The 21,937-nt window shown below is 68.4% G+C and carries 18 protein-coding genes; 1 reads left to right on the top strand and 17 read right to left on the bottom strand.

The features are described from left to right. Positions 1–3: 3 nt before the first annotated feature. The 4 genes from C7443_RS16740 to pmbA form a co-directional block, all read right to left on the bottom strand. Complete coding sequence (locus C7443_RS16740) at positions 4–1,317, bottom strand: FAD-binding oxidoreductase (RefSeq protein ID WP_110019759.1); 1,314 nt, start codon at positions 1,315–1,317, stop codon at positions 4–6. Then, on the bottom strand, positions 1,317–2,735 hold the full coding sequence (locus C7443_RS16735; protein WP_110019758.1) for a UbiA family prenyltransferase: 1,419 nt from the start codon (positions 2,733–2,735) through the stop codon (positions 1,317–1,319). The genes C7443_RS16740 and C7443_RS16735 overlap by 1 nt, the downstream gene beginning before the upstream one ends. 239 nt (positions 2,736–2,974) lie before the next feature. After that, entirely contained in the window at positions 2,975–3,664 is a 690-nt protein-coding gene (gene tsaA, locus C7443_RS16730) for a tRNA (N6-threonylcarbamoyladenosine(37)-N6)-methyltransferase TrmO (RefSeq protein ID WP_110019757.1), read from the bottom strand. Then, positions 3,661–5,016, bottom strand: a complete 1,356-nt coding sequence (pmbA, locus tag C7443_RS16725; RefSeq protein ID WP_110019756.1) for a metalloprotease PmbA — start codon at positions 5,014–5,016, stop codon at positions 3,661–3,663. The genes tsaA and pmbA overlap by 4 nt, the downstream gene beginning before the upstream one ends. Before the next feature lie 141 nt (positions 5,017–5,157). Between pmbA and yjgA the strand changes: the two genes are divergently transcribed. Continuing rightward, the gene (gene yjgA / locus C7443_RS16720; protein ID WP_110019755.1) at positions 5,158–5,685 is read left to right on the top strand and encodes a ribosome biogenesis factor YjgA; all 528 of its coding nucleotides are present in this window, start codon (positions 5,158–5,160) and stop codon (positions 5,683–5,685) included. Positions 5,686–5,700: 15 nt separating this feature from the next. Here yjgA and tldD read toward each other — a convergent pair whose 3' ends face one another. From tldD to leuS, 13 genes are all read right to left on the bottom strand, one after another. Further along, positions 5,701–7,146, bottom strand: coding sequence for a metalloprotease TldD (gene tldD, locus C7443_RS16715; RefSeq protein ID WP_110019754.1), 1,446 nt, complete (start codon positions 7,144–7,146; stop codon positions 5,701–5,703). A 140-nt stretch (positions 7,147–7,286) separates the two neighbouring features. After that, positions 7,287–8,096, bottom strand: coding sequence for a carbon-nitrogen hydrolase family protein (locus tag C7443_RS16710; RefSeq protein ID WP_110019753.1), 810 nt, complete (start codon positions 8,094–8,096; stop codon positions 7,287–7,289). A 44-nt stretch (positions 8,097–8,140) separates the two neighbouring features. Beyond that, positions 8,141–11,971, bottom strand: a complete 3,831-nt coding sequence (locus C7443_RS16705; RefSeq protein ID WP_110019752.1) for a YhdP family protein — start codon at positions 11,969–11,971, stop codon at positions 8,141–8,143. Between the two features lie 24 nt (positions 11,972–11,995). Continuing rightward, a complete protein-coding gene (rng, locus tag C7443_RS16700; protein WP_110019774.1) occupies positions 11,996–13,483 on the bottom strand; it encodes a ribonuclease G in 1,488 nt (495 codons plus the stop codon). 59 nt (positions 13,484–13,542) lie between these two features. After that, on the bottom strand, positions 13,543–14,121 hold the full coding sequence (locus C7443_RS16695) for a Maf family protein (protein WP_110019751.1): 579 nt from the start codon (positions 14,119–14,121) through the stop codon (positions 13,543–13,545). Positions 14,122–14,139: 18 nt separating this feature from the next. Further along, the gene (gene rlmH / locus C7443_RS16690) at positions 14,140–14,610 is read right to left on the bottom strand and encodes a 23S rRNA (pseudouridine(1915)-N(3))-methyltransferase RlmH (RefSeq protein ID WP_110019750.1); all 471 of its coding nucleotides are present in this window, start codon (positions 14,608–14,610) and stop codon (positions 14,140–14,142) included. A gap of 22 nt (positions 14,611–14,632) precedes the next feature. Continuing rightward, on the bottom strand, positions 14,633–14,956 hold the full coding sequence (gene rsfS / locus C7443_RS16685) for a ribosome silencing factor (protein WP_342774245.1): 324 nt from the start codon (positions 14,954–14,956) through the stop codon (positions 14,633–14,635). Next, positions 14,944–15,633, bottom strand: a complete 690-nt coding sequence (gene nadD / locus C7443_RS16680; protein WP_110019749.1) for a nicotinate-nucleotide adenylyltransferase — start codon at positions 15,631–15,633, stop codon at positions 14,944–14,946. The genes rsfS and nadD overlap by 13 nt, the downstream gene beginning before the upstream one ends. Positions 15,634–15,635: 2 nt before the next feature. Beyond that, a complete protein-coding gene (locus C7443_RS16675; RefSeq protein ID WP_110019748.1) occupies positions 15,636–16,322 on the bottom strand; it encodes a UPF0149 family protein in 687 nt (228 codons plus the stop codon). Next, a complete protein-coding gene (locus C7443_RS16670; RefSeq protein ID WP_110019747.1) occupies positions 16,315–17,589 on the bottom strand; it encodes a glutamate-5-semialdehyde dehydrogenase in 1,275 nt (424 codons plus the stop codon). Before C7443_RS16670 ends, C7443_RS16675 begins: the two co-directional genes overlap by 8 nt. Positions 17,590–17,654: 65 nt before the next feature. Further along, a complete protein-coding gene (holA, locus tag C7443_RS16665) occupies positions 17,655–18,683 on the bottom strand; it encodes a DNA polymerase III subunit delta (protein WP_110019746.1) in 1,029 nt (342 codons plus the stop codon). Positions 18,684–18,690: 7 nt separating this feature from the next. Further along, the gene (locus C7443_RS16660; RefSeq protein WP_110019745.1) at positions 18,691–19,185 is read right to left on the bottom strand and encodes an LPS-assembly lipoprotein LptE; all 495 of its coding nucleotides are present in this window, start codon (positions 19,183–19,185) and stop codon (positions 18,691–18,693) included. 11 nt (positions 19,186–19,196) lie between these two features. After that, the gene (leuS, locus tag C7443_RS16655) at positions 19,197–21,782 is read right to left on the bottom strand and encodes a leucine--tRNA ligase (protein ID WP_110019772.1); all 2,586 of its coding nucleotides are present in this window, start codon (positions 21,780–21,782) and stop codon (positions 19,197–19,199) included. Between the last annotated feature and the right edge of the window lie 155 nt (positions 21,783–21,937).

The following is a 21,937-nucleotide window of genomic DNA, read 5'->3' as shown; positions in this document are numbered from 1 at the left end:
TATTCACTCCATCACCCGCCGCCAGAAATCCGATGAAAACTGCGGGTCGACATATGCGGAAAATCGCTCCCAGTCGGTGTAACTCTGGCGGAAGAAATCGCCGGCCATGCGCGCATCCTTAGCCGGATACAGACGTCCACCACCAGTGCGCACAATGACATCAAGTCGCTCCAGCAATTGCAGCGTCCTCTCCCCATAATTGGGAAAATCAAGCGCCAGAGTAAAACCGGAGCGCGGAAATGACAGCCAGCCCGGCGACGGAATATCACCGAACTGTTTAAGCACCGCCAGCACAGAACCGCTGCCGCTCGCTGCAATCTGCCCCAGAACTTCATGCAGTAAATCGAGCCCGCCTTCGACGGGCACTACACATTGGTACTGCAGGAAACCACGTGGTCCATAGATCCTATTCCATTCGAGCAAGCCATCGAGCGGATAGAAAAACGGCTCATAATGCGTAATCGCTGTCGTGCGTTCCGCCAACTGCTTACGGTAATAAAGAGCATTGAACGCTCGTAACGTCAGACCGCTGATCAGAGAAACGGGAGGCGTGAACGGTACACGCAGTTTCTTGTGCGATACCTGCGGACGCTCGGCAGACAAAGCCGGTGCGTGATTACCGCACATGAACAAACCACGACCGACTGCCGCCGCGCAATCGATCCACGAGACCGTGTATTCGTAATCCCCGTCCGCTGCGCGGCTCAGTTCAGCAAACTCTTCAAGCGAATGGAAACGCACGACCTCCCCGGCAATCCACGGGTTGGCAATGCGGCGCAACTGTAATTCGACCCATGTAACGAGCCCCGTCAGCCCCAACCCACCGATCGTCGCACCGAACCAATCGGCAGACTCATGCGGCGAGCACTCGAAACGCTCGCCATCGGAGCGTAGCAACTCGAAGCGGCGCACATGGCAACCGAAAGTCCCCACCAGGTGGTGATTCTTGCCATGCACGTCGTTGGCAAGCGCACCGCCAACCGTGACGAAGCGCGTTCCCGGTGTGACCGGCAAGAACCAGCCTCGCGGCACCACCAGATCCAGGATTTCAGCCAGTAACACACCGGCCTCACAGCGCAGCACGCCCGTCACAACATCGAAAGCGATGAAGCGGTCCAGGCCGCGCGTATGCAACAGACCGCCGCCGTCATTGAGGCAAACATCGCCATAACTGCGACCGTGTCCGTAAGGCAGAACGCGTTGTACCTCTGTACTTATCGACAGTGCCGCAAAGCGATCGTGTAAACGAAATATCCGCTGATTGCCGACTGCCGGATAACGTCCCCAGGAGCGATACACCCCCCCTTCGACAGCCATCAGATAGCGCCCCACACGATCATCGCACCCGCGATGAACAAGCCCAGGCTGACACGGTCGCGAAGGGCAAAAATGACCGGATCATCATGCATCTGCCCACGCTCGGTTTTCAGCCAGACGCGACTGATCCAATACAGCAGCAATGGACAAAGCAACCAGATCAATTGCGGATGCTGGTACAGCAAATGGCTGTCACCGCTGTTGATGTACAGCGCCAGCACCAGCACGCTGAGATAGCCCGCAGCAGCCCCAAGGGATTGCAGCACCGCCAGGTCGCCCACGATATAGCCACGCCCGCCGGCGCTGCCGTGCCCGCGTTTGAGCATTTCGCGCAATTCGGCATAACGTTTGACCAAGGCGAGACTGAGGAACAAAAACATCGCGAAGGCGAGCAGCCAGAACGAATTGACGGTGGAAATCGCTGCACTGCCGGCCAGCATGCGCACGGTATACAACCCGGCCAGAACGATGACATCAAGCATGACGATGCGTTTGAGGACCAGAGAGTAACCAAGCGTCAACGTGCAATAAACCAACAGCACCCCCAGGAACCCCCAAGGTAACAGCAGAGCGCATAGCAGACTGCTACCCAACAACGCCGGGATCAGCAGCACACCATGCAGCATCGGCAACATCCCGGAAGCAAACGGACGCCGGCACTTGCTGTGATGGCGGCGATCTGCTGACAAGTCGAGCAGGTCGTTGAGTAAATAGACGCTCGAAGCGCATAACCCGAAGGCAACAAACGCCCCCAATGCAGCAGTCACCTTCTGCGGCTCACTGAACTGGTGCGAGGCCAGCAGAGGCACGAATATCAGGATGTTTTTCATCCACTGATGTAGACGCAGGGCTTTTGCATACGTCGCCCACGTGGCACGGGGTGACAAGAACTCCCGCTCTACCGAAGCCAGGGCTGCGGCCTCGTCCGCAAGCCCGGCAGGTGCCGAGACGACAATCGCATTACGCGCATGTGACCAGACTTGCAGATCGACACCAGCGTTGCCGGCGTAATCGAAACCGTGCTCTCCGAATTCAGCGCACAGCCGTTCGCGTTTGCGCGATCCGGCCAGGTTGACCACGCCATCACTCGCCAGCACGGCATCGAATACCCCCAGATAATCCGCCACCGCTTCGGCAAGGCTGTAGTGCGAAGCCGTGCACAGGTACAAACGACGCCCGGCAGCATGCTGTTCACGCAACCACGCCAGAAATTCAGGGTGATATGGCAGCACGGCGACATCGAGATGGCAGCGATTCGCGATTTCCGCTTTCAAAGCGGCTTTGCCACGCAGCAGCCAAAAAGGAACCAAAAACAAAAACAGCGGGTTACGCTTCAACATCGCAAAGAAAGATTCAATCAGAAGATCTGAGCGAATCAGGGTTCCATCAAGGTCGACACATAAAGGAACGTTATCCACGATATGCCATTTGCCTTTGTCCAATTCGGCCGACACTTTACGGAATAAAATTTACGGCGCCAGTGTCACGGTACACAGGACATGCTGCAGCATCCGCCGCCATCATGACGAAAAGAACAGCTGACGGCATCCGTCATGACCGCCGCCAACACGCAGCATGGTCAGATCGCCGCGTGGGCATAAGCCCGCACGCCTGGACTTTCATTCTCATACCACGCGCGTTCCTCCGGTGATGACGGTCAGCGCGATCGCAGTTCCAGCACCCGCAGCCGCTCGCCGTGGACTTCGCAGTGCACGTCGTAGTCGAACAGCTGTACCGCGAAGCACCCGTCGCGGCCGGCCCTGTAGGCCGGGCGCGGATCGAGGGCAAGCACCTGGCTGAGCCAGTCGCGCAGCTGCGGTTGCGGCTGCAGCACGCTGGCAGGCTCGGCGGCGAATTCGACCTGCAGCCGCGCCGCTGGCGGCTCACTGGCGAAACCGGCGCGAGCCTCGGGAATGGCATCGGCGTAGGGCAGGTACGGCTTGATGTCGAGCACCGGCGTGCCGTCGAGCAGGTCGGCTCCGAGCAGATCGAGGCTGACGCCGCGCTCACAGCGGATGCCGGCCAGCTCGACCACCGACAGGCCGAGCGGATTCGGCCGGAAGGTCGAGCGCGTGGCGAACACGCCGAGCCGGGCATTGCCGCCGAGCCGCGGCGGGCGCACCGTCGGCTTCCAGCCCTGCGCCGCGGTGGCGTGGAACAGGAAGATCAGCCACAGGTGCGAAAAACCTTCGAGGCCGCGCACCGCCTCGGCGCGATCGTAGGGCGGCACCAGCTCCAGCACCGCCGGCAGCCGCACCAGCCCCGGCTGACGCGGGATGGCGAATTTCTCGCGGTAGGGCGAGCGGATGAAACCGATCGCCTGCCCGCTCCAGGCGACGGCGCTCATTCCCCGGCGATGGTCATCGCATCGAGCAGCACCGAGCCGCAGCGGATACCGCCGCGTTCATCGACGTCGTCGCCGATCGCCTGCAGCGTGGCGAACATCGTGCGCAGATTGCCGGCGATGGTGATCTCCTCGACCGGATGGACGATGGCGCCGTTCTCCACCCAGAAGCCACCGGCACCGCGCGAATAATCGCCGGTGACCGGATTGACGCCCTGCCCCATCAGTTCGGTGACCAGCAGCCCCGTGCCCATGCGCGCCAGCAGCGCCTCCAGCCCGCCGCTCGCGGTCGGCTCGACCAGCACGTTGTGCACGCCGCCGGCGTGGCCATTGCTGACCAGACCGAGCTTGCGCGCCGAGTAGCTGTCGAGCAGGTACTCCTGCAGCACGCCGTCGCGCACCAGCTCGCGATCGATAGTGGCGACCCCTTCGTTGTCGAACGGCGCGCTGCCCAGTGCCCCCGGCAGATGCGGACGCTCGTGCAGCTGTACCTGGTCGGGGAAAATCGACTGGCCGATGCTGTCGAGCAGGAAGCTCGACTTGCGATACAGCGCCCCGCCGCGGATCGCGCCGAGGAAGTGGCCGAACAGGCTGCGGGCGATCTCCGGCACGAACAGCACCGGCGCATGGCAGGTCTTCACCCGGCGGCCGCCGAGACGGCGCAGCGCCCGCTCGCCGGCGCGGCGGCCGATCTGCTCGGCGGCCGCCAGATGGCGGGCGTCGCGGCTGACGTCGTACCAGTAATCGCGGTGCATGCGCCCACCTTCGGCGGCGATCACCGAGCACGACAGCGAATGCCGCGAGCTCGGATAGCCACCGACAAAGCCGTGTGAATTGCCGTACACCACCAGCGATTCATGCCGGCCGAGGCTCGCGCCGTCGCCGTTGCTGATGCGTGTATCGAGCGCGCGCGCCGCCGCCTCGCAGTCGCGCGCCAGCACGATCGCCGCCTCGGCGTCGATGTCCCACGGGTGCCAGAGATCGAGGTCGGGAATCTTGCGCGCCAGCAGCGCCGGATCGGCGAGCCCCGAGCACGGGTCCTCGGCGGTGTAGCGGGCACCGGCGCAAGCCGCGCGTACGGTTTCTTCGAGGGCCTCGGGGCGCCAGTCGGCGGTCGAGGCCGAGGCCTTGCGCTGGCCGAAGTAGACAGTGACGCCGACGCCGCGGTCGCGCTGATATTCCAGCGTCTCCACCTCGCCGAGGCGCACGCCGACCGACAGGCCGCTGCCGAAGCTGACCGCCGCCTCGGCCTGCGTCGCCCCCTGGCGACGGGCGCTGGCGAGGAGGATTTCGACGATGCGCTCAAGCTCGGCCTGCGGCGGCAGGCCGGCGCGCGCGGTGATGAGTTCGGACATGGCTGGCTAACCTGTCATACACGGAAGGGAGGGAAAGGGGCGGCGGAGCCGGACAGGCGCGGCACGGCGCGCTACCATCCGCTCCCCCTTGCGCGAGCGAGCCGCGCGAACCTGCTGTGACCCACGCTGCGGAGCGAGCCGATGAGCCACCCGGATTTTTCTTTCGACGATCACGACGACGAGCTGCCAAGCGGCCCGAGCAAATCGGCGCGCAAGCGTGAGGCGCACGCCCTGCAGGACCTCGGCCAGCGCCTGGTCGAGCTGCCCGATGCACAGCTCAAGCAGGTGCCGATGCCCGAAGACCTCGCCGAGGCGGTGGCATTGTGTCGCAAGATCAGCGCGCACGGCGGCCGCAGCCGCCAGCTGCAATACATCGGCAAGCTGATGCGTCGCCTCGATCCGGCACCGATCGAAGCCGTGCTGGCGCGCTTCGACGCCACCAGCGCCGAGGCCCGCCGCGAACAGCACCAGCTCGAACGCTGGGTCGAGGCGATGGTCGGCGGTGACGAGGAAATGCTCGGCTCGTTCTTCGCCGAGTACCCGGACGCCGATCGCCAGCACATCCGCCAGCTGGTGCGCAACGCCATGCGCGAGCTGGCCGCCGGCAAGCCGCCGAAATCGCGCCGCGAACTGTTCCGCGCGCTGCGCGCTACCGCCTACGGCCACTGAGGCGCGCCGCCCGGCTCAGGCCTGGGTGCCGCCGACGGTCAGACCGTCGAGGCGCAACGTCGGCTGGCCGACACCGACCGGCACACTCTGCCCGTCTTTGCCGCAGGTGCCGACGCCGAGGTCGAGCTTGAGGTCGTTGCCGACCATGCTCACCCGCTGCATCGCCTCCGGGCCGTTGCCAATCAGCGTCGCGCCCCTGACCGGACGGGTGACCTTGCCGTTTTCGATCAGATACGCCTCGCTCGCCGAGAACACGAACTTACCCGAAGTGATGTCGACCTGACCGCCACCGAAGTTGACGGCATACAGGCCGCGATCGACCGAGGCGATGATTTCCTGCGGGTCGTGTGCGCCGGGACGCATATAGGTGTTGGTCATGCGCGGCAGCGGCAGGTGCGCGTAGGACTCGCGGCGACCGTTGCCAGTCGGGCGCACGCCCATCAGCCGGGCGTTGAACTTGTCCTGCATGTAGCCGCGCAGCACGCCGTTTTCGATCAGCACGGTGCATTCGCTCGGCGTGCCCTCGTCATCGACACTGAGCGAACCGCGGCGATCGACCAGGGTGCCGTCATCGACGATGGTGCACAGCGGCGAGGCCACCTGCTCACCGATACGCCCGGAGAACGCCGAGGTGCCCTTGCGGTTGAAGTCGCCTTCCAGACCGTGGCCGACCGCCTCGTGCAGCAGCACGCCGGGCCAGCCGGGGCCGAGCACCACGGTCATCGTGCCGGCCGGCGCCGGCACCGAGTCCAGATTGACCAGCGCCTGGCGCACCGCCTCGCGCGCATAGCCGAGCGCGCGCTCCTCATCGAGGAAATAGCCGTAGGCGACCCGGCCACCGCCGCCGCTCGAACCCTGCTCGCGGCGGCCGTTGTGCTCGACGATCACCGACACGCTCAGGCGCACCAGCGGTCGCACGTCGCCGGCCAGCGTGCCGTCGGAGGCAGCGACGAGGACGGTGTCCTGCACCGCCGCCAGGCTGACCATCACCTGCGACACCCGCGGGTCCTGGCGCCGTGCCTCGGCATCGACGGCTTCGAGCAGACGGACTTTTTCGTCGGCGTCGAGTGTCTCCAGCGGATCGAGCGCGGCATACAGCGCACGCGCGCCGGTGCGCGGCGCGATCGCCTGCGCCCGGGCGTCGCCGCCGCTGCGGGCGATCGCCCGCGCTGCGGTGGCGGCTTCGAGCAACGCCGGCACGGCGAGTTCGTCGGAATAGGCAAAGCCGGTGCGTTCCCCGGCACAGGCCCGCACACCGACGCCCTGGTCGATGCTGTGCGAGGTCGACTTGACCTGCCCGTCTTCCAGCGACCAGCCCTCGGCACGGCGCAACTGGAAATAGACGTCGGCGTAATCGACGGCGTGACCGAGCAGGGTGCCGAGAGCGCGTTCGAGCGCGGCATCGTCGAGCCCAGCGGGTTCGAGCACGCGGGCGCGGGCAAGATCGAGAGCGGTGGTCATCGGAAATCAGCACTCCTGACAGCAAGGCAAGCAGGCGGGTACGGTCGGCCGCGGCCGACGCACGCCGGCCCTGCCGCGACGATAACCGCAGCCCCACTGTGGATGACAGTGATTTTGCGCCGCCGTTGCACCACCGCGCGCTACAGCCGGCGGTGCTCCAGGCAGGGAAAGGCGTTGCGCCGCGCGTGCAGGCGCGGCAGATCGATGTCGGCGACGACCACGCCCTCGCCCTGCGCGCGGCGCGCCAGCACCGTGCCCCAGGGGTCGACGATCAGGCTGTCGCCCCAGGTTTCGCGGCCGCCGCCGTGGCGGCCCCACTGCGCCGGCGCCAGCACGTAGGCGAGGTTTTCGATGGCGCGCGCACGCAGCAGCACCTCCCAGTGCGCACGGCCGGTGACCGCGGTGAAGGCCGAGGGCACGACGAACAGCTCGGCGCCGGCGGCGCTCATCGAGCGAAACAGCTCCGGGAAGCGCAGGTCGTAGCAGACCGTCAGACCGAGCCGCCCGCACGGCGTGTCGGCGACGACGATGCGCTCGCCGCCTTCGATCGTCGCCGACTCGCGATAGGTGCCGGTGGCGTCCTCGACGTCGACGTCGAACAGATGGATCTTGTCGTAGCGCGCGCCGATGCGCCCCTGCGCATCGAACAGCAGCGAACTCGCGCACACCCGCCCGGGCTCCTCGCCCTGCAGCGGCACGGTACCGCCGAGCAGCCAGATACCGTGGCGCGCGGCCTGCGCAGCGAGGAAATCCTGCAGCGGCCCGTGGCCTTCGGGCTCGACCAGCGCGAGCTTCGCGGCCTCCTCGCAGCCGAGCTGGAACCAGCTTTCCGGCAGCGCGACCAGCGTGGCGCCGGCGGCGGCGGCCTCGGCGATCAGCCGCTCGGCGCTGGCACGGTTGGCGGCGACGTCAACGCCGGAGGTCATCTGCACGGCAGCAATGCGGGACATGCGTGCGTTCTCCTTGTTCGATCGCTTCTTGTTCGATGGGGGCATCAGCGGCCCGCCGGCGCGCTCGCCGGCGGCGGTGTTTCCCCGGCACTCGGTTCCACCTGCGGACTCTGCCACGGACCTTTCAAGTCGTAGTGATAGCTGCTCAGCCGGTCGATGCTGCGTCCGAGCAGGCGATCGACCAGCAGCCCGGCGGCGGCACCAACCGGACCGCCGGCGAGCGCACCGGCGATCGGCAGCGCCGCCGTGAGCCGCGGCGTCACCGTCACCCGCTGATCGTAGCTGCGACCGACCAGATCGGTCTCACCGTGCACGCTGATGCTCGCCGCCGGCCCCTCGATTTCGAGTTTTTCGGTCAGCGCCTTGCCATCGGCGAAGCGGAAACGCGCGTCGATGCGGTCAAAACCGAAGCCCTCGCCGAAGAAATCGCGGAAGTCGAGCGTCAGACGCCGGGCGATGGCGCTGAGCGAGACCAGACCGAGCAGGCGACCGACGCCCGGGTTGGCTTCGAGCAGCTGACCTTCGTCGACATGCACCTTCAGCGAACCCTGCATCTGCGCCAGATCGATGTCGGGCAACGCCAGCGGCCATTCCAGCCGCGCATCGGCCTGCGCCGGCGCCCGCCGGAAATTGCCGCCGTAGCCGAAGGCCGCCAGCGTATCGCCGAGCGCGCGGCTGACCAGCTTCAGGTCGAGGCGCGTGCGCGGCACGCTGCCCAGCATGCGCCAGTCGAGCGTGGCGTTGAGATCATGCGCCGTGGCGTGCAGCTCCAACGGCTGTACCTGATAACCGCCGCTGACCGGAGCGCCGCTCAGTGTCAGCCGGCCGAGCGGCCGCTCGTCGAGGCGCAGCTCGTCGACGCTGAGATTCAGCGCCGGCAGGCGGCGCGGGTCCGGGCCATCGGCACGGCTGGAAACTTCCGGTGCGTCGGGCAACGGGCCGTTGTCGCCAGCCTCGTCACCGCGGCGCAGGAACAGGCGCTGCAGCGTGACGCGGTACGGCGTCGCGCTGCTCGGCGTCGGCGGCAACAGCGCCGAACCGCTGAGCTGCGGACCATCGAGCGCGAGCTGCCAGCCGCCGCGCGCCGGCGTCGCCACCAGCGACTGGCGCTCGAAGCGCTGGCCGGCGAGCTGCAGCTCACCGATGCTGGCCTCGATGCGGGTCAGCCAGGACGGCAGTGCCGGCAGGGTGCTGCCCTCGGTCGAGGCCGAGGCACTGCCGGTCCAGGCGTAGCGCGGCAGGTCGATGCCGAGGCGAACGCCGCTGTTCGGCAGGCGCGGCTCGCCGTCGCCGTAACGCAGATCGCCGCGTTCGATATGCGGCTGCCCGGGAAAATCGGCAATGTCGAGCAGCGCGCGCAGATCATCGCCGTAGCTCGCGCTCAGGCGCGCGCGCTCGCGGGCACCGACCTCGATGCGCAGCGCCAGCGCGCGGCGCTCGCGCGCACTCTTACCGAGGGGCGCCGGCAGGCGCACGGCAATGCCTTCGAGATCGCTGTCGAGCGTCAGCGCGTATTGCGGCGCGTTGGGGCGGGCGCCCGGCACACTCAGCACCAGCGTGCCCTCGGCGCTGCCGCTCAGCGCCGGCGGCTCGCCGAGCAGCTTCGGCGCCGCCTCACCGAGCAGCTGCGCCGCACTGAAACGGCCGTCGAGGCGAAAACGGGCATCGCCGTTGGCCGCCGTCTGCGCGTCGAGCTGCAGGGCCTCGCTGCCGAGGTGCAGCGCGATGTCGCGGCCGTGCACGCCGTCGCCGTCGATGTCGAGCGCGCCGCGGATATCGGTGAAGGTCCAGCCGGCCGGCGCCAGCGCCAGCTGCGAGCCGAGAAAGTCGAGTTGGCCGCGCACGCTCATGTCGCGTTCGTCGGTCGGAATGTTCATCTCCAGCGTCAGCTGGTGCGGGCCGCGCAGTTCGAGCTCGTCGGCGAAGCGACCGACGCGCCGGCGCAGCGGCGTCTCACGCAGCAGCCCCTGCAGCGCCTCGCCCTCGGCAGTGACGCGGCCCTGCACCTCGACCGTGGTGTGTTCGAGATCGGCGATCGCCACATGCGCCTGCGTCGCCTCCAGATCGAGCAGACGCAGGTGACTGGCATCGACGTCGAGCCGCGGCCCGGCGAACACCACATCGGCGCTCAGTTCGCGGATGTCCGGCCAGCCGGGGGCGAAATGCAGCACGCCATCATCGACGTGGAAGCGCGCGAGGAATTCCCCATTGCCATCGCTGAACGGGAAATCGCTGACCCGGCCGCGCAGACGCACCACCCCGTCGCGGCCGCGGCCGCCGAGCAGCGCAGCATCGAGCCAGCTGATGCCGGCACCGATGAGGCGATCCGGCAGATAGGCCGGCGCGGCGGCGACGTTCAGGCGCGACACCCGACCGTGCAGATCGAGCAGCGGCACGGCGCCGTCCGGCAGCTCGACGCTGCCGTCGAACACCGCCGCCAGCGCCGGATTTTCCAGCGTCAGCGCGTCGATGCCGACGCGCCAGCCGCCGGCGGTGCGCGTCCAGCCGAGGCGGCCGTGGGCAACGCCGAAGACGAACGGTGCGCGAAAGACCGCCGGTGCGTCGAACACCAGGCCGGGGCTGTCGAGCTCGATGCGGCCGCCGGCGGCATTCGCCTGCACCTTGGCGCGGATGCGTTCGGCGCCCGGCAGCGCGCCGTCGGCACGCCAGTGCAGATCCTCGACGCGGGCGGCGGCGGCAAACGCCTGCGGTCGCCGCGGGTCGAGGCGCAGCGCCAGCTCCGGCAGGCGCGCGCTGGGCGCGAGGCGTCGATACTGCCCGGCATCGACGCCGGCCAACCCGGCCAGCCACGGCCCCCACTGCGTCAGCGGCGCATCGTGCAGCACCGCGGTCAGCATACCGTCGGCATCGGCGGTGACTTCGAGCTGCGGTGGCAGGCTGTTTCCATCCGCCGTCGGCCGGTCGAGCTCGGCGATGGCATGCCAGGCCGGGGCCTCGGTGCGTGTCCAGTCGAAGCGCAGCGCCAGCCGTGCACTGGCGTTGAGCCAGGCGGCCAGCCCGGGCAGCGTGCGGATTTCAGCCAGCTGCAGTTCGCCGACGGCGATGCGTCCGCGCAGCAGGGTCGGCCAGCCGGCCTGCAGGGTGCCCCACAGTTCGGCGTCGCCGCGCCCGCTCTGCGGGTGCCAGGCGAGCGGCAGCATCGCCAGATCGATGCCGCGCGCACGCAGGTAGAAGCGCCCGTCCCAGTCCTCGCGCTGCGGACCGATCCGCGTCAGCTGCGTGGCGCCGTACAGCTCACCGCCGGCGACGTGGACGTCGAAGGCCAGCCGACGGCCAGCGTGCCCGCCGCGCAGCGTGAAGCGCAGATCCGCCAGCGCCAGCGGTGCGGTGGTGTCGGCCGGATCTTCGATGTGCACCTGACCGTCGCGCAGGTCGACGCGGTCGAGCGCCGCGGCGGCGCTCAGCAGTTCTTCGAGCGGTACCGGCTCGCCGCTCGCCGGCAGCAGGCCGAGGCGGCCGTCGGCCTCGCGGCGCAGCAGCAGGTTGACGCCGCGCAGATCGAGCGCGCTGACCACCGGCCGCAGCGCCAGCAGCGAACGCAGCGGCGAGAGTTCGACGATGGCGTGATCGAAGGCCAGCACCTCGGCCCCGCTGCGCGGATCGCGCACGCGCAGTCCGCTGACCGCCAGCGCCGGCCCCCAGCCGTGCCAGTCGGCGGCCAGCGGCCCGACGCTGACCGGGGCGGCCAGCGCGTGACTCAGCCAGTCCTCGATCTGCACCCGGTGCGTATCCAGATGCGGCAGCCACCAGCGCGCGGCGCTGACCAGCACGGCGGCGAGCAACAGCGAGACCACGGCCAGACGGTGCGTCCACAGCCAGGTATGGCGAAACGCGGTATGCAGATGACGGTGCATCGGCCAATGGCCTGCAGTGAGTGTTTACATCAACACCACATCGTACTGCTCGCGCGGGTAGAGCACCTCGGCCTGGAAGCGGATGGTCACGCCGATGAAGGCTTCGAGCTCGGCGACGCTGGCCGATTCTTCCTCCAGCATCAGGTCGACGACGTCCTGCGCGGCGAGCACCAGGAACTGGCGCACGCCTTCGTACTGGCGGGCATTGCGCAGCAGCTCGCGGAAGATCTCGTAGCAGACGGTCTCGGCGGTCTTGATGGTGCCGCGCCCGGAGCACACCGGGCAGGGCTCGCAGAGCACGTGTTCGAGGCTTTCGCGGGTGCGCTTGCGCGTCATCTCCACCAGGCCGAGTGCCGAGACCTCACAGACGTTGCTCTTGGCGTGGTCGCGCTCCAGGGCTTTTTCCAGCGCCTTGAATACCGCCTGGCGGTGCTCCTCGGACTGCATGTCGATGAAGTCGATGATGATGATGCCGCCGAGGTTGCGCAGGCGCAGCTGGCGGGCGATGGCCTGGGCGGCTTCGAGATTGGTCTTGAAGATGGTTTCTTCGAGGTTGCGATGACCGACGTAGCCGCCGGTGTTGATGTCGATGGTGGTCATCGCCTCGGTCTGGTCGATGATCAGGTAGCCGCCGGACTTGAGCTGCACGCGCTTTTCCAGCGCGCGGGCCAGTTCGTCCTCGATGCCGTAGAGATCGAAGATCGGCCGCTCGCCCGGATAGTGCTCGATGCGCCCCTGCATGCCCGGCACGTAGAGCTCGGCAAAGCGCAGCATGCGCTCCCAGGTCTCGCGCGAATCGACGCGCACTTTCTCGACGCTGCCGCCGACGAAGTCGCGCAGCACGCGCTGCACCAGCGGCAGGTCCTCATGGACGATGCTGCCGGCACGCGCCGTGCGGGCTTTTTCCTGGATCGAGGCCCACAGCCGCTGCAGGAATTCCATGTCGGCGCGCAGCGCGTCGTCCTCGGCGCCCTCGCCGGCGGTGCGCACGATGTAACCGCCGCCGAACTCGCTGCGCGCGGCGCTGATAACGTCCTTGAGGCGGTTGCGCTCGGCCTCGTCCTCGATCTTCACCGAGACACCGACCGCATCCGAACCCGGCAGGTAGACGAGGAAGCGCGAGGGGATGGTCACGTGCGTGGTCAGCCGCGCGCCCTTGGTGCCGAGCGGGTCCTTGACCACCTGCACCAGGATCTCCTGGCCCTCGCGCACCAGCTCGGTGATCACCGGCGTCCGCTCGCCGTGGCCGTTGCTGTGCACGTTACCGTTGCTGTGGCCGTTGCCGATGCTGTCCAGCGCCACGCAGGCCTGGATGTCGGAGACGTGCAGGAAGGCCGCGCGTTCCAGGCCGATGTCGACGAAGGCAGCCTCCATGCCCGGCAGCACGCGCACCACGCGGCCCTTGTAGACGTTGCCGACCAGGCCGCGCTTGCGCGCGCGCTCGATGTAGATTTCCTGCAGCACGCCGTTTTCGACGATCGCCACGCGCGTCTCGCGCGGCGTGACGTTCATCAGGATCTCTTCGCTGGTGCGCGTCGCATCGGCGCTGTCGTCGTCGATCGGCCTTTCGCTCACAGGACCTCCAGCCCGAAGGCTTGCAGCAATTCGCAGGTTTCGAACAGCGGCAGCCCCATGACGCCGGAGAAGCTGCCGTCGAGGTGTTCGATGAACACCGCCGCCTGTCCTTGTACCGCGTAGCCGCCGGCCTTGTCGCCCGCTTCGCCGCTCGCCCAGTAGGCTTCGCGCTCGGCGGCCGTGGTGGCACGAAAACGCACGCGGCTGCACTGCACGCGGGCGTCGATGCGCCCGGCACTGGCCAGTGCGACCGCGGAGAGCACCTCGTGTTCACGCGCGGACAGGCGTTCGAGCATGCGCAGGCCGTCGGCACGGTCGAGCGGCTTGCCAAGGATCTCGCCGTCGAGCACCACCGAGGTATCGGCACCGAGCACGATCCCGTCGCCGCCGCAGGCGCTCAGCCCGGCCTGCGCCTTGGCCCGAGCCAGACGCTCGACGTAGGCACGCGGCGCCTCGCCCGGCAGCGGTGTTTCGTCGATACCGGCCTGAATCACGGTATAGCGCATGCCGATCTGCTCAAGCAGTTCGCGCCGGCGCGGCGAGGTGGAAGCGAGGTACAGGCGGGGCGGCGTCATGGCGGTTTCGTGGCGCTCTCAGGCTCGGTGGTAGGGATGGTGATTGAGCAGGCTCCAGGCCCGGTACAGGCTCTCGGCGACGACGATGCGCACCAGCGGATGCGGAAACGTCAGCGGCGACAGCGACCAGGTCTCGGCGGCGGCGGCGCTGCAGGCGGCATCCAGGCCCTCCGGGCCGCCGACCAGCAGGGCGACGTCGCGGCCGTCGGCCAGCCAGGCGGCCAGCCGCGCGGCCAGCGCCTCGGTGCTGTGCGCGCGACCGCGCACGTCGAGCGCGACGATCAGCGCCCCCTTGGGCACCGCCGCCAGCGTGCGCTCGCCCTCGTCGCGCAGGATGCGGGCGACATCGGCGTTGCGCCCGCGCTTGCCGGCGGCGATCTCGACCAGGCGCAGCTCGCACTCGCGCGGCAGGCGCGAGGCGTATTCGGCGTAGCCGGCTTCGACCCAGGCCGGCATCTTCTGGCCGACGGCAAGCAGGTGGATCTTCATGCCGGCACTCCCTGCACGGCGCTCAGGCGGCCCAGAGCTTTTCCAGGTTGTAGTAATCGCGCTGCTGAGCGGTAAAGACGTGGACGACGACGTCGCCAAAGTCGATCAGCACCCACTGACCGTCGCGCTCGCCCTCGACACCGATCGGCTTTTCACCGGCTTCCCGGCATTTCTCCTGGACTTTGCCGGCCAGCGCCTTGACGTGACGGTCCGAGGTGCCGGTGACGATGACCATCAGGTCAGCGAAGCTCGCCTTCCCGCGCACGTCGAGCACCTTGAGGTCGACACCCTTGACCTCTTCAAGGGCATCGACGACGACGTTCTTCAGTTCTTCTAGTTGCAGCATGTTGTTTCCAATCGGGTGGAAGGAGCCGGCGGGCAGTACAGGCCCTCGCGGCGAATAAAGGCTTCGACGGCGTCCGGCAGCCAGTAGCGCACCGAACGGCCGGCGGCGATCGCGGTGCGGATCGCCGTCGCGGAAATCTCCAGCCGGGACGCCGGCTGAAACCACAGCCCGCCGCTCGGCCGCGTCAGCGCCACCGCCGCCTCGCAGCGGTGCGCGGCGATGAAGGACTGCAGCGGGGCGTCCTGCGGCAGCGCCGCACCGGGGCGCGCCAGCACGGCGAGGTGGGCAAAAGCGGTGAGCTCGGTCCAGCGCTGCCAGCGCGGCAGACCGGCAAAGGCATCGAGGCCGAGCAGCCAGACCAGCGGCACCGTCGGCCCGAGCTCGCGGCGCAGCTCGGCGAGCGTCTCCACCGTGTAGCTCGGTCCGGCGCGGCGCAGCTCGCGGTCATCGACCAGCAGGCCCGGCTCGCCGGCGATGCCGAGTTCGAGCATCGTCCGCCGCTGCGCCGGGCTGGCACCGGGCGCGCCGCGCAGCGCCGGCACGTGACAGGGAATCAGCCGCAGCTCGCGCAGGCCGAGCGTCTCGCGCATTTCCACGGCGAGGCGCAGATGCGCGTGATGCACCGGGTCGAAGGTACCGCCGAACAGGCCGACCGCTGCGGAGGTGAGGCAGGCCATGCTCAGTGCAGCGTGACGCCGCCAGCGCCGCAGCAGTGCTTGTACTTGCGGCCGCTGCCGCAGGGGCACGGGTCGTTGCGCCCGACCTTGGCCGGCGAGCGTCGCGTACCCGGCGCATCCTGCAGCCGCCACCACTGACGCAGCTGGTAGACCACTACCGGCAGCAGGTCGGTGAGCTCGTTCAGGTCCACCGGCTCGTCCGGGTGCTCGGGGTGAGCGCCGCGGTCGAGCAGCACGATCGGCGCCAGCGCCTGCGCCGCCTGATCGTCGGCGAACAGCGGCTCCCAGGCGTTGCCGCCGAGGCCGATGCCGGCGGCGAAGCCACGGGCCCAGTGCTGGCCGAGCGTCGGCCCGTCGGCCACCTGCACCTCGTTTTCGAGCACCAGCGGCAGGTAGAAATTGTCCTCGTCGAGCGCCTCGCGCGGCAGCGCCAGGCGCGTGGCGATGTCGTTCCAGTGACGGGTCAGCAGATCGAGCAGGCGCTGAGCGGCATCGGCCTCGGCCGGCAGCTCGCCGAACAGCCAGTCGAGCCAGACCTGCGGCGCCACCTCGACCGGGCCGCACAGCAGCGCGCAGAACAGGCCGTCGACGTATTCCATGTCCGGCGCCCGCCCGCCGATGGCAAGCAGGCAGGCTTCGAGCTCGGTCAGCTCGGCGTCACTGAGCGGATGCTGGCTGGCCTCAGGCACGACAGGACCCCTCGCCGAGCACGACGTATTTCTGCGTGGTCAGCCCTTCGACGCCGACCGGACCGCGCGCGTGCAGCTTGTCGGTGGAAATGCCGATCTCGGCACCGAGGCCGTACTCGCCACCGTCGGCGAACTGCGTCGAGGCGTTGACCATGACGCTGGCCGAATCGACCTCGCGCAGGAAGCGGCGGGCACGCGTCAGATCCTCGGTGATGATGCTGTCGGTGTGGTGCGAGCCGTAGGTTTCGATGTGCTCGATCGCCGCGTCGAGGTCGTCGACCACGCGGATGGCGAGGATCGCGTCGAGGTACTCGGTGCGCCAGTCGTCCTCGGTGGCGATGGCGCAGCCGGGCAGCAGCTGGCGCGTGCGCTCGCAACCGCGCAGCTCGACGCCGGCGGCGCGGTAGAGCTCACCGAGCTGCGGCAGCACGTAGGGGGCGACCGCTTCGTGCACCAGCAGGGTCTCCATCGCGCCGCAGATGCCGAAGCGGCGGCACTTGGCGTTGACGGCGACGCGGATCGCCTTGCCGGGATCAGCGCGCTCGTCGATATAGACGTGGCAGATGCCGTCGAGATGCTTGATCACCGGCACGCGGGCCTCGTCGGCGATGCGCGCGATCAGGCCCTTACCGCCGCGCGGCACGATGACGTCGACGTATTCGCGCATGCGGATCAGCTCGCCGACGGCGGCGCGATCGGTGGTATCGATCACCTGCACGGCATCGAACGGCAGGCCGGCGGCCTCCAGCCCGGCGCGGATGCAGACGGCAATCGCCTGGTTGGAGCGGATCGCCTCGGAACCGCCGCGCAGGATGCAGGCATTGCCGGCCTTCAGACACAGGCCGGCAGCGTCGGCGGTCACGTTCGGCCGCGACTCGTAGATGATGCCGATGACGCCGAGCGGCACACGCATGCGCCCGACCTGGATGCCGGACGGCCGGAACTTCAGCCCAGTGATCTCACCGATCGGGTCCGGCTGCGCGGCGATCTCGCGCAGGCCCTGCGCCATGCCGCGTACGCCTTTCTCACCAAGCGCCAGCCGGTCGAGCAGCGCCGGGGTCAGACCGTTGGCGCGGCCGGCGGCCAGATCCTTTTCATTTTCTTCGAGCAGCCGCGGCAGCGCCTGTTCGAGCTGCTCGGCGATCGCCAGCAGCGCGCGATTCTTGGCGTTGGTATCGGCACGGCCGAGGACGCGCGCCGCGGCACGTGCCCGCCGGCCGACGTCCTGCATATAAGCCTGCACGTCGGCATGCACTTCTGCGTTCATTTGCACTTCACCTCAAGCATGGCGCGCGCCGCAGCCGGCCCGCGCCCAAAAAATCCATTCGGCGTTCAGACCACGCGCGGCAGACCGAGATCGCAGCCCGCCAGTCTCAACGCCAGTTCCAGCAGATCGTCCCACACGCTGCCGACCTCGCTGCCCTTGATGCAGCGATCGATGCGTGCCGCCTGCGCCAGCAGACGGCGCAGTTTGACCGTATCGTGACGGCCAAGTGCGCGGCGCAGCAAGGGCTTGCGCTTTTCCCAGACCTTGAGCCGGCCCAGCGCCGCATCCACCGGCGCGCCGCGGCCGATGTCGGTGGCCGCCTGCGCCAGCAGTCGCAGCTCGCGCGCCAGCGCCCACAACACCAGCACCGTCGCCTCACCTTCGGCCTGCAGCACCGCGGCGATGCGCAGCACCCGGGCGGCATCACCCTCCAGCGCCGCGTCGGTGAAGTCGTAGATGCTGTAGCGCGCGCTGTCGCCGACGGCGTCGAGCAGGCTCTCGGCGTCGATTGGCGTTGCGCCGTGCAGCAGCCAGAGCTTGTCGAGCTCCTGCGCGCCGGCGAGCAGATTGCCCTCGACGCGCGCGGCGAGCAGCGCCAGCGCTTCCGGCGTCAACTGCAGACCACGTGCCCGCGCCCGCCGTTCCAGCCACTCCGGCAGCTGGCGGGCTTCGAGCGGATAGCACTGCACGCTGACACCGAGGCCGTCGAGCGCGGTGTACCAGGCGCTGCGCAACTGCTGCGCGTCGAGCTTGCCGGCTTCGATCAGCAGCACCGTCTCCGCCGGCGGCCGCGCGCAGTAGGCACGCAGCGCACGGCCGCCGGCATCCCCCGGTTTGCTGTTGCCGAGGCGCAGTTCGAGCAGACGCCGCGAGCCGAACAGCGACAGCGAGCCGGCGGCGGCGGCGAGGCTGGACCAGTCGAAGCCGGTCTCGACGCTGAGCACTTCGCGCTCGTCATAGCCCTGCGCCCGCGCCGCCGCGCGCACGGCATCGGCGGCCTCCAGCGCCTGCAGCGGCTCTTCGCCGTGGATCAGGTAGACAGGCTTGAGCTCGCGCGCGAGCTGGGCGCCGAGCTGGTCGGGACGCTGCTTCAACGCCGCGTCAGCGGGCCTGCGCCGCGGCCCGGCGCATGATCGCCTGCACCGCCTCGCTGCGCATGTCGTTGATCGCGCGCGTCTCGCCGGTATCACGGCCGAGCACCGCGGACTCGGAATAGAGCAGATCGCGCGACAGCTGAATGGTATCGGCCGGCATCAGCGGCTTGCCGTCGCTGCCGCTCAAGGTGTACGGCAGCGAATAGCGGATCTCGTATTCGACCGCCGAGCCCTGCGTGCCCTTGACCAGCAGACGCTTCTCGCTGTGCTCCGGCCCGACCGCCAGGCGGGCACCGGCCTCGGCCGGCGTCTTCACCGGATGGATGCCATTGATGAGCAGCACGCGCTCAAGCTCCCGATGCAGCGGCGATCCCGGTCCGCCGGCGACATCGAGATAGATGCGCTGCATCGCCGGCGGCACGTCGAGCTGGCCGCGCAGATGGAAACCGCAACCGGCGAACAGCATCAGCGATGCCGCCAGGAGAGCAGGAAGCAGACGCATGGGCAAACCTCTCAGCAGACGATGTTGACCAGCTTGCCGGGCACGATGATGAGTTTTTTCACCGGCTTGCCTTCCATGAAGCGCTGGACGTTGTCCTCGGCCAGCGCGCTCGCTTCGATGACCTCGCGTGCGGCGTCGGCCGGCACTTCGATCTGCGCGCGCAGCTTGCCGTTGACCTGTACCGCCAGCGTGATGCTGTCGCGCACCAGTGCCGCGGCGTCGGGCTGCGGCAGACTGGCGTCGATGATCGCCTCGCCCCAGCCGAGCGCCTGCCACAGCACGTGGGTGATGTGCGGTACCACCGGCGCCAGCACCCGCAGCAGGATCGAGTAGCCCTCGGCGCGCAGCGCGTCGGCCGCGGCACCTGCCGGCAGCTTGGCCAGCGTGTTCAGCATCTTCATGCCGGCGGAGACGACGGTGTTGAACTGCTGGCGGCCGTAGTCGAACAGCGCCTGCGCCAGCGCCTCGTGGATCTCGCGGCGCGCGGCCTTGAGCGTGGCATCGAGCCGCGCGACATCGACCACCGGATGCGCATGCAGCAGCGTCTGGTGTTCGTAGGCAAAGCCCCACAAGCGCTTAAGGAAGCGTGCGGCACCCTCGACGCCGGCGTCGGACCACTCCAGCGAGGCATCCGGCGGCGCGGCGAACATCATGAACAGCCGCGCGGTGTCGGCGCCCTGGCCGTCGATCAGCGACTGCGGGTCGATGCCGTTGTTCTTCGACTTCGACATCTTCTCGATGCCGCCGAACTGCACCGGCTGGCCGTCGGCCGGCAGCACGGCGCTGGTGATGCGGCCCTTGCCGTCGCGCTCGACCTTGACCTCGGCCGGATTGAACCAGTTCTTGCGGCCGGCCTCGTCCTCGCGGAAGTAGGTCTCGGCGATGACCATGCCCTGCGTCAGCAGGCGGGTGAACGGCTCGTCGACGGCGAGCAGCCCCTCGTCGCGCATCAGCTTGGTGAAGAAGCGCGAATACAGCAGGTGCAGGATGGCGTGCTCGATGCCGCCGACGTACTGATCGACCGGCAGCCAGTAGGCGGCGCGCTCATCGACCATGCCCTGCGTGCAGTCGGCCGAGGCGTAGCGGGCGAAATACCAGCTCGACTCGACGAAGGTATCCATCGTGTCGGTTTCGCGCCGCGCCGGCTTGCCGCAGCGCGGGCAGGTGGTCTCGTAGAACTCGGGCATCTTCGCCAGCGGATTGCCGCTGCCGTCGGGCACGACGCTCTCCGGCAGCACCACCGGCAGCTGGTCTTCCGGTACCGGCAGGTCGCCGCAGTCGGCGCAGTGCACCACCGGGATCGGGCAGCCCCAGTAACGCTGGCGCGAGATGCCCCAGTCGCGCAGGCGGAACTGCGTGCGCGGCGCACCGAGCCCCTGCTCGGCGAGCACCTGCGCCATGCGCTCGAAGGCGCCGTCGAAATCGAGGCCGTCGAACGCCCCGGAATTGATCAGGATGCCGTGCTCGGCGTAGGCCTCCTGCCACGGCGCCGGCGTGCTGTCACCGGCGCTGGTGCGGATCACCGGCTCGATCGGCAGCTCGTGCTTGAGGGCGAACTCGAAGTCGCGCGCATCGTGCGCCGGCACCGCCATCACCGCGCCTTCGCCGTAGCCCATCAGCACGTAGTTGGCGACCCACACCGGCAGCTCGCGGCCGCTGAACGGATGGCGCACGTACAGTCCGGTCGGCAGCCCCTTCTTTTCCTGCGTGGCGATGTCGGCCTCGGCGACGCCGCCCTTGCGGCATTCGTCGATGAAGGCGCCGAGCTCGGCATTGCCGACGGCGGCTTCCAGCGCCAGCGGATGCTCGGCGGCGACGGCGACGTAGGTCGCGCCCATCAGCGTATCGGGGCGTGTGGTGTAGACCTTGAGCACGCCCTCGGCACCAACGCGCGGGAAGTGCACTTCCATGCCGCGCGACTTGCCGATCCAGTTGCGCTGCATGGTCTTGACCTGTTCCGGCCAGCCCGGCAGCTCATCAAGCGCAGCCAGCAGCTCGTCGGCGTACTGGGTGATGCGGAAGTAGTACATCGGGATCTCGCGGCGCTCGACCAGCGCGCCCGAGCGCCAGCCGCGGCCGTCGATGACCTGCTCGTTGGCGAGCACGGTCTGGTCGACCGGGTCCCAGTTGACGACGCCGTTCCTGCGATAGATCACGCCCTTCTCGAACAGCTTGGTGAACAGCCACTGCTCCCAGCGGTAGTACTCGGGCGTGCAGGTGGCGACCTCGCGCGACCAGTCGATGCCGAGGCCGAGCGCCTTGAGCTGCCCGCGCATGTGCTCGATGTTCTCGTAGGTCCATTTCGCCGGTGCGACACGGTGCTTGAGCGCGGCGTTTTCCGCCGGCATGCCGAAGGCGTCCCAGCCCATCGGCTGCAGCACGTTCTTGCCGAGCATGCGCTGGTAGCGGGCGATCACGTCGCCGATGGTGTAGTTGCGCACATGGCCCATGTGCAGCCGCCCGCTCGGATACGGAAACATCGACAGGCAGTAGAACTTCTCCTTCGCCGGGTCTTCGGCGACCTCGAAGGAGCGGTGCTCGTTCCAGAAACGCTGCGCGGCCGCCTCGGTGGCCTGCGGCTGGTAAGACTCGTCGATCACGTCCGTCATCCCGGCAAGTGGCTATGGGAAAAGGGCGAAAGAATACCCGAGCGGCGCGCGCGCGGACAATGAAAGCGTCCGCCCGCGCGCCGCACGCTTGCCGCCGCGCACGCGCCGGTCGAGACTGAAAGGCCGAAGGACAGCGAGGAGCC

Source organism: Plasticicumulans acidivorans (assembly GCF_003182095.1).
In the GTDB taxonomy this organism is placed as follows: domain Bacteria; phylum Pseudomonadota; class Gammaproteobacteria; order Competibacterales; family Competibacteraceae; genus Plasticicumulans; species Plasticicumulans acidivorans.
The sequence above is the reverse complement of the archived record's forward strand: the minus strand, read 5'-3'. Positions and strand labels throughout refer to the sequence as shown.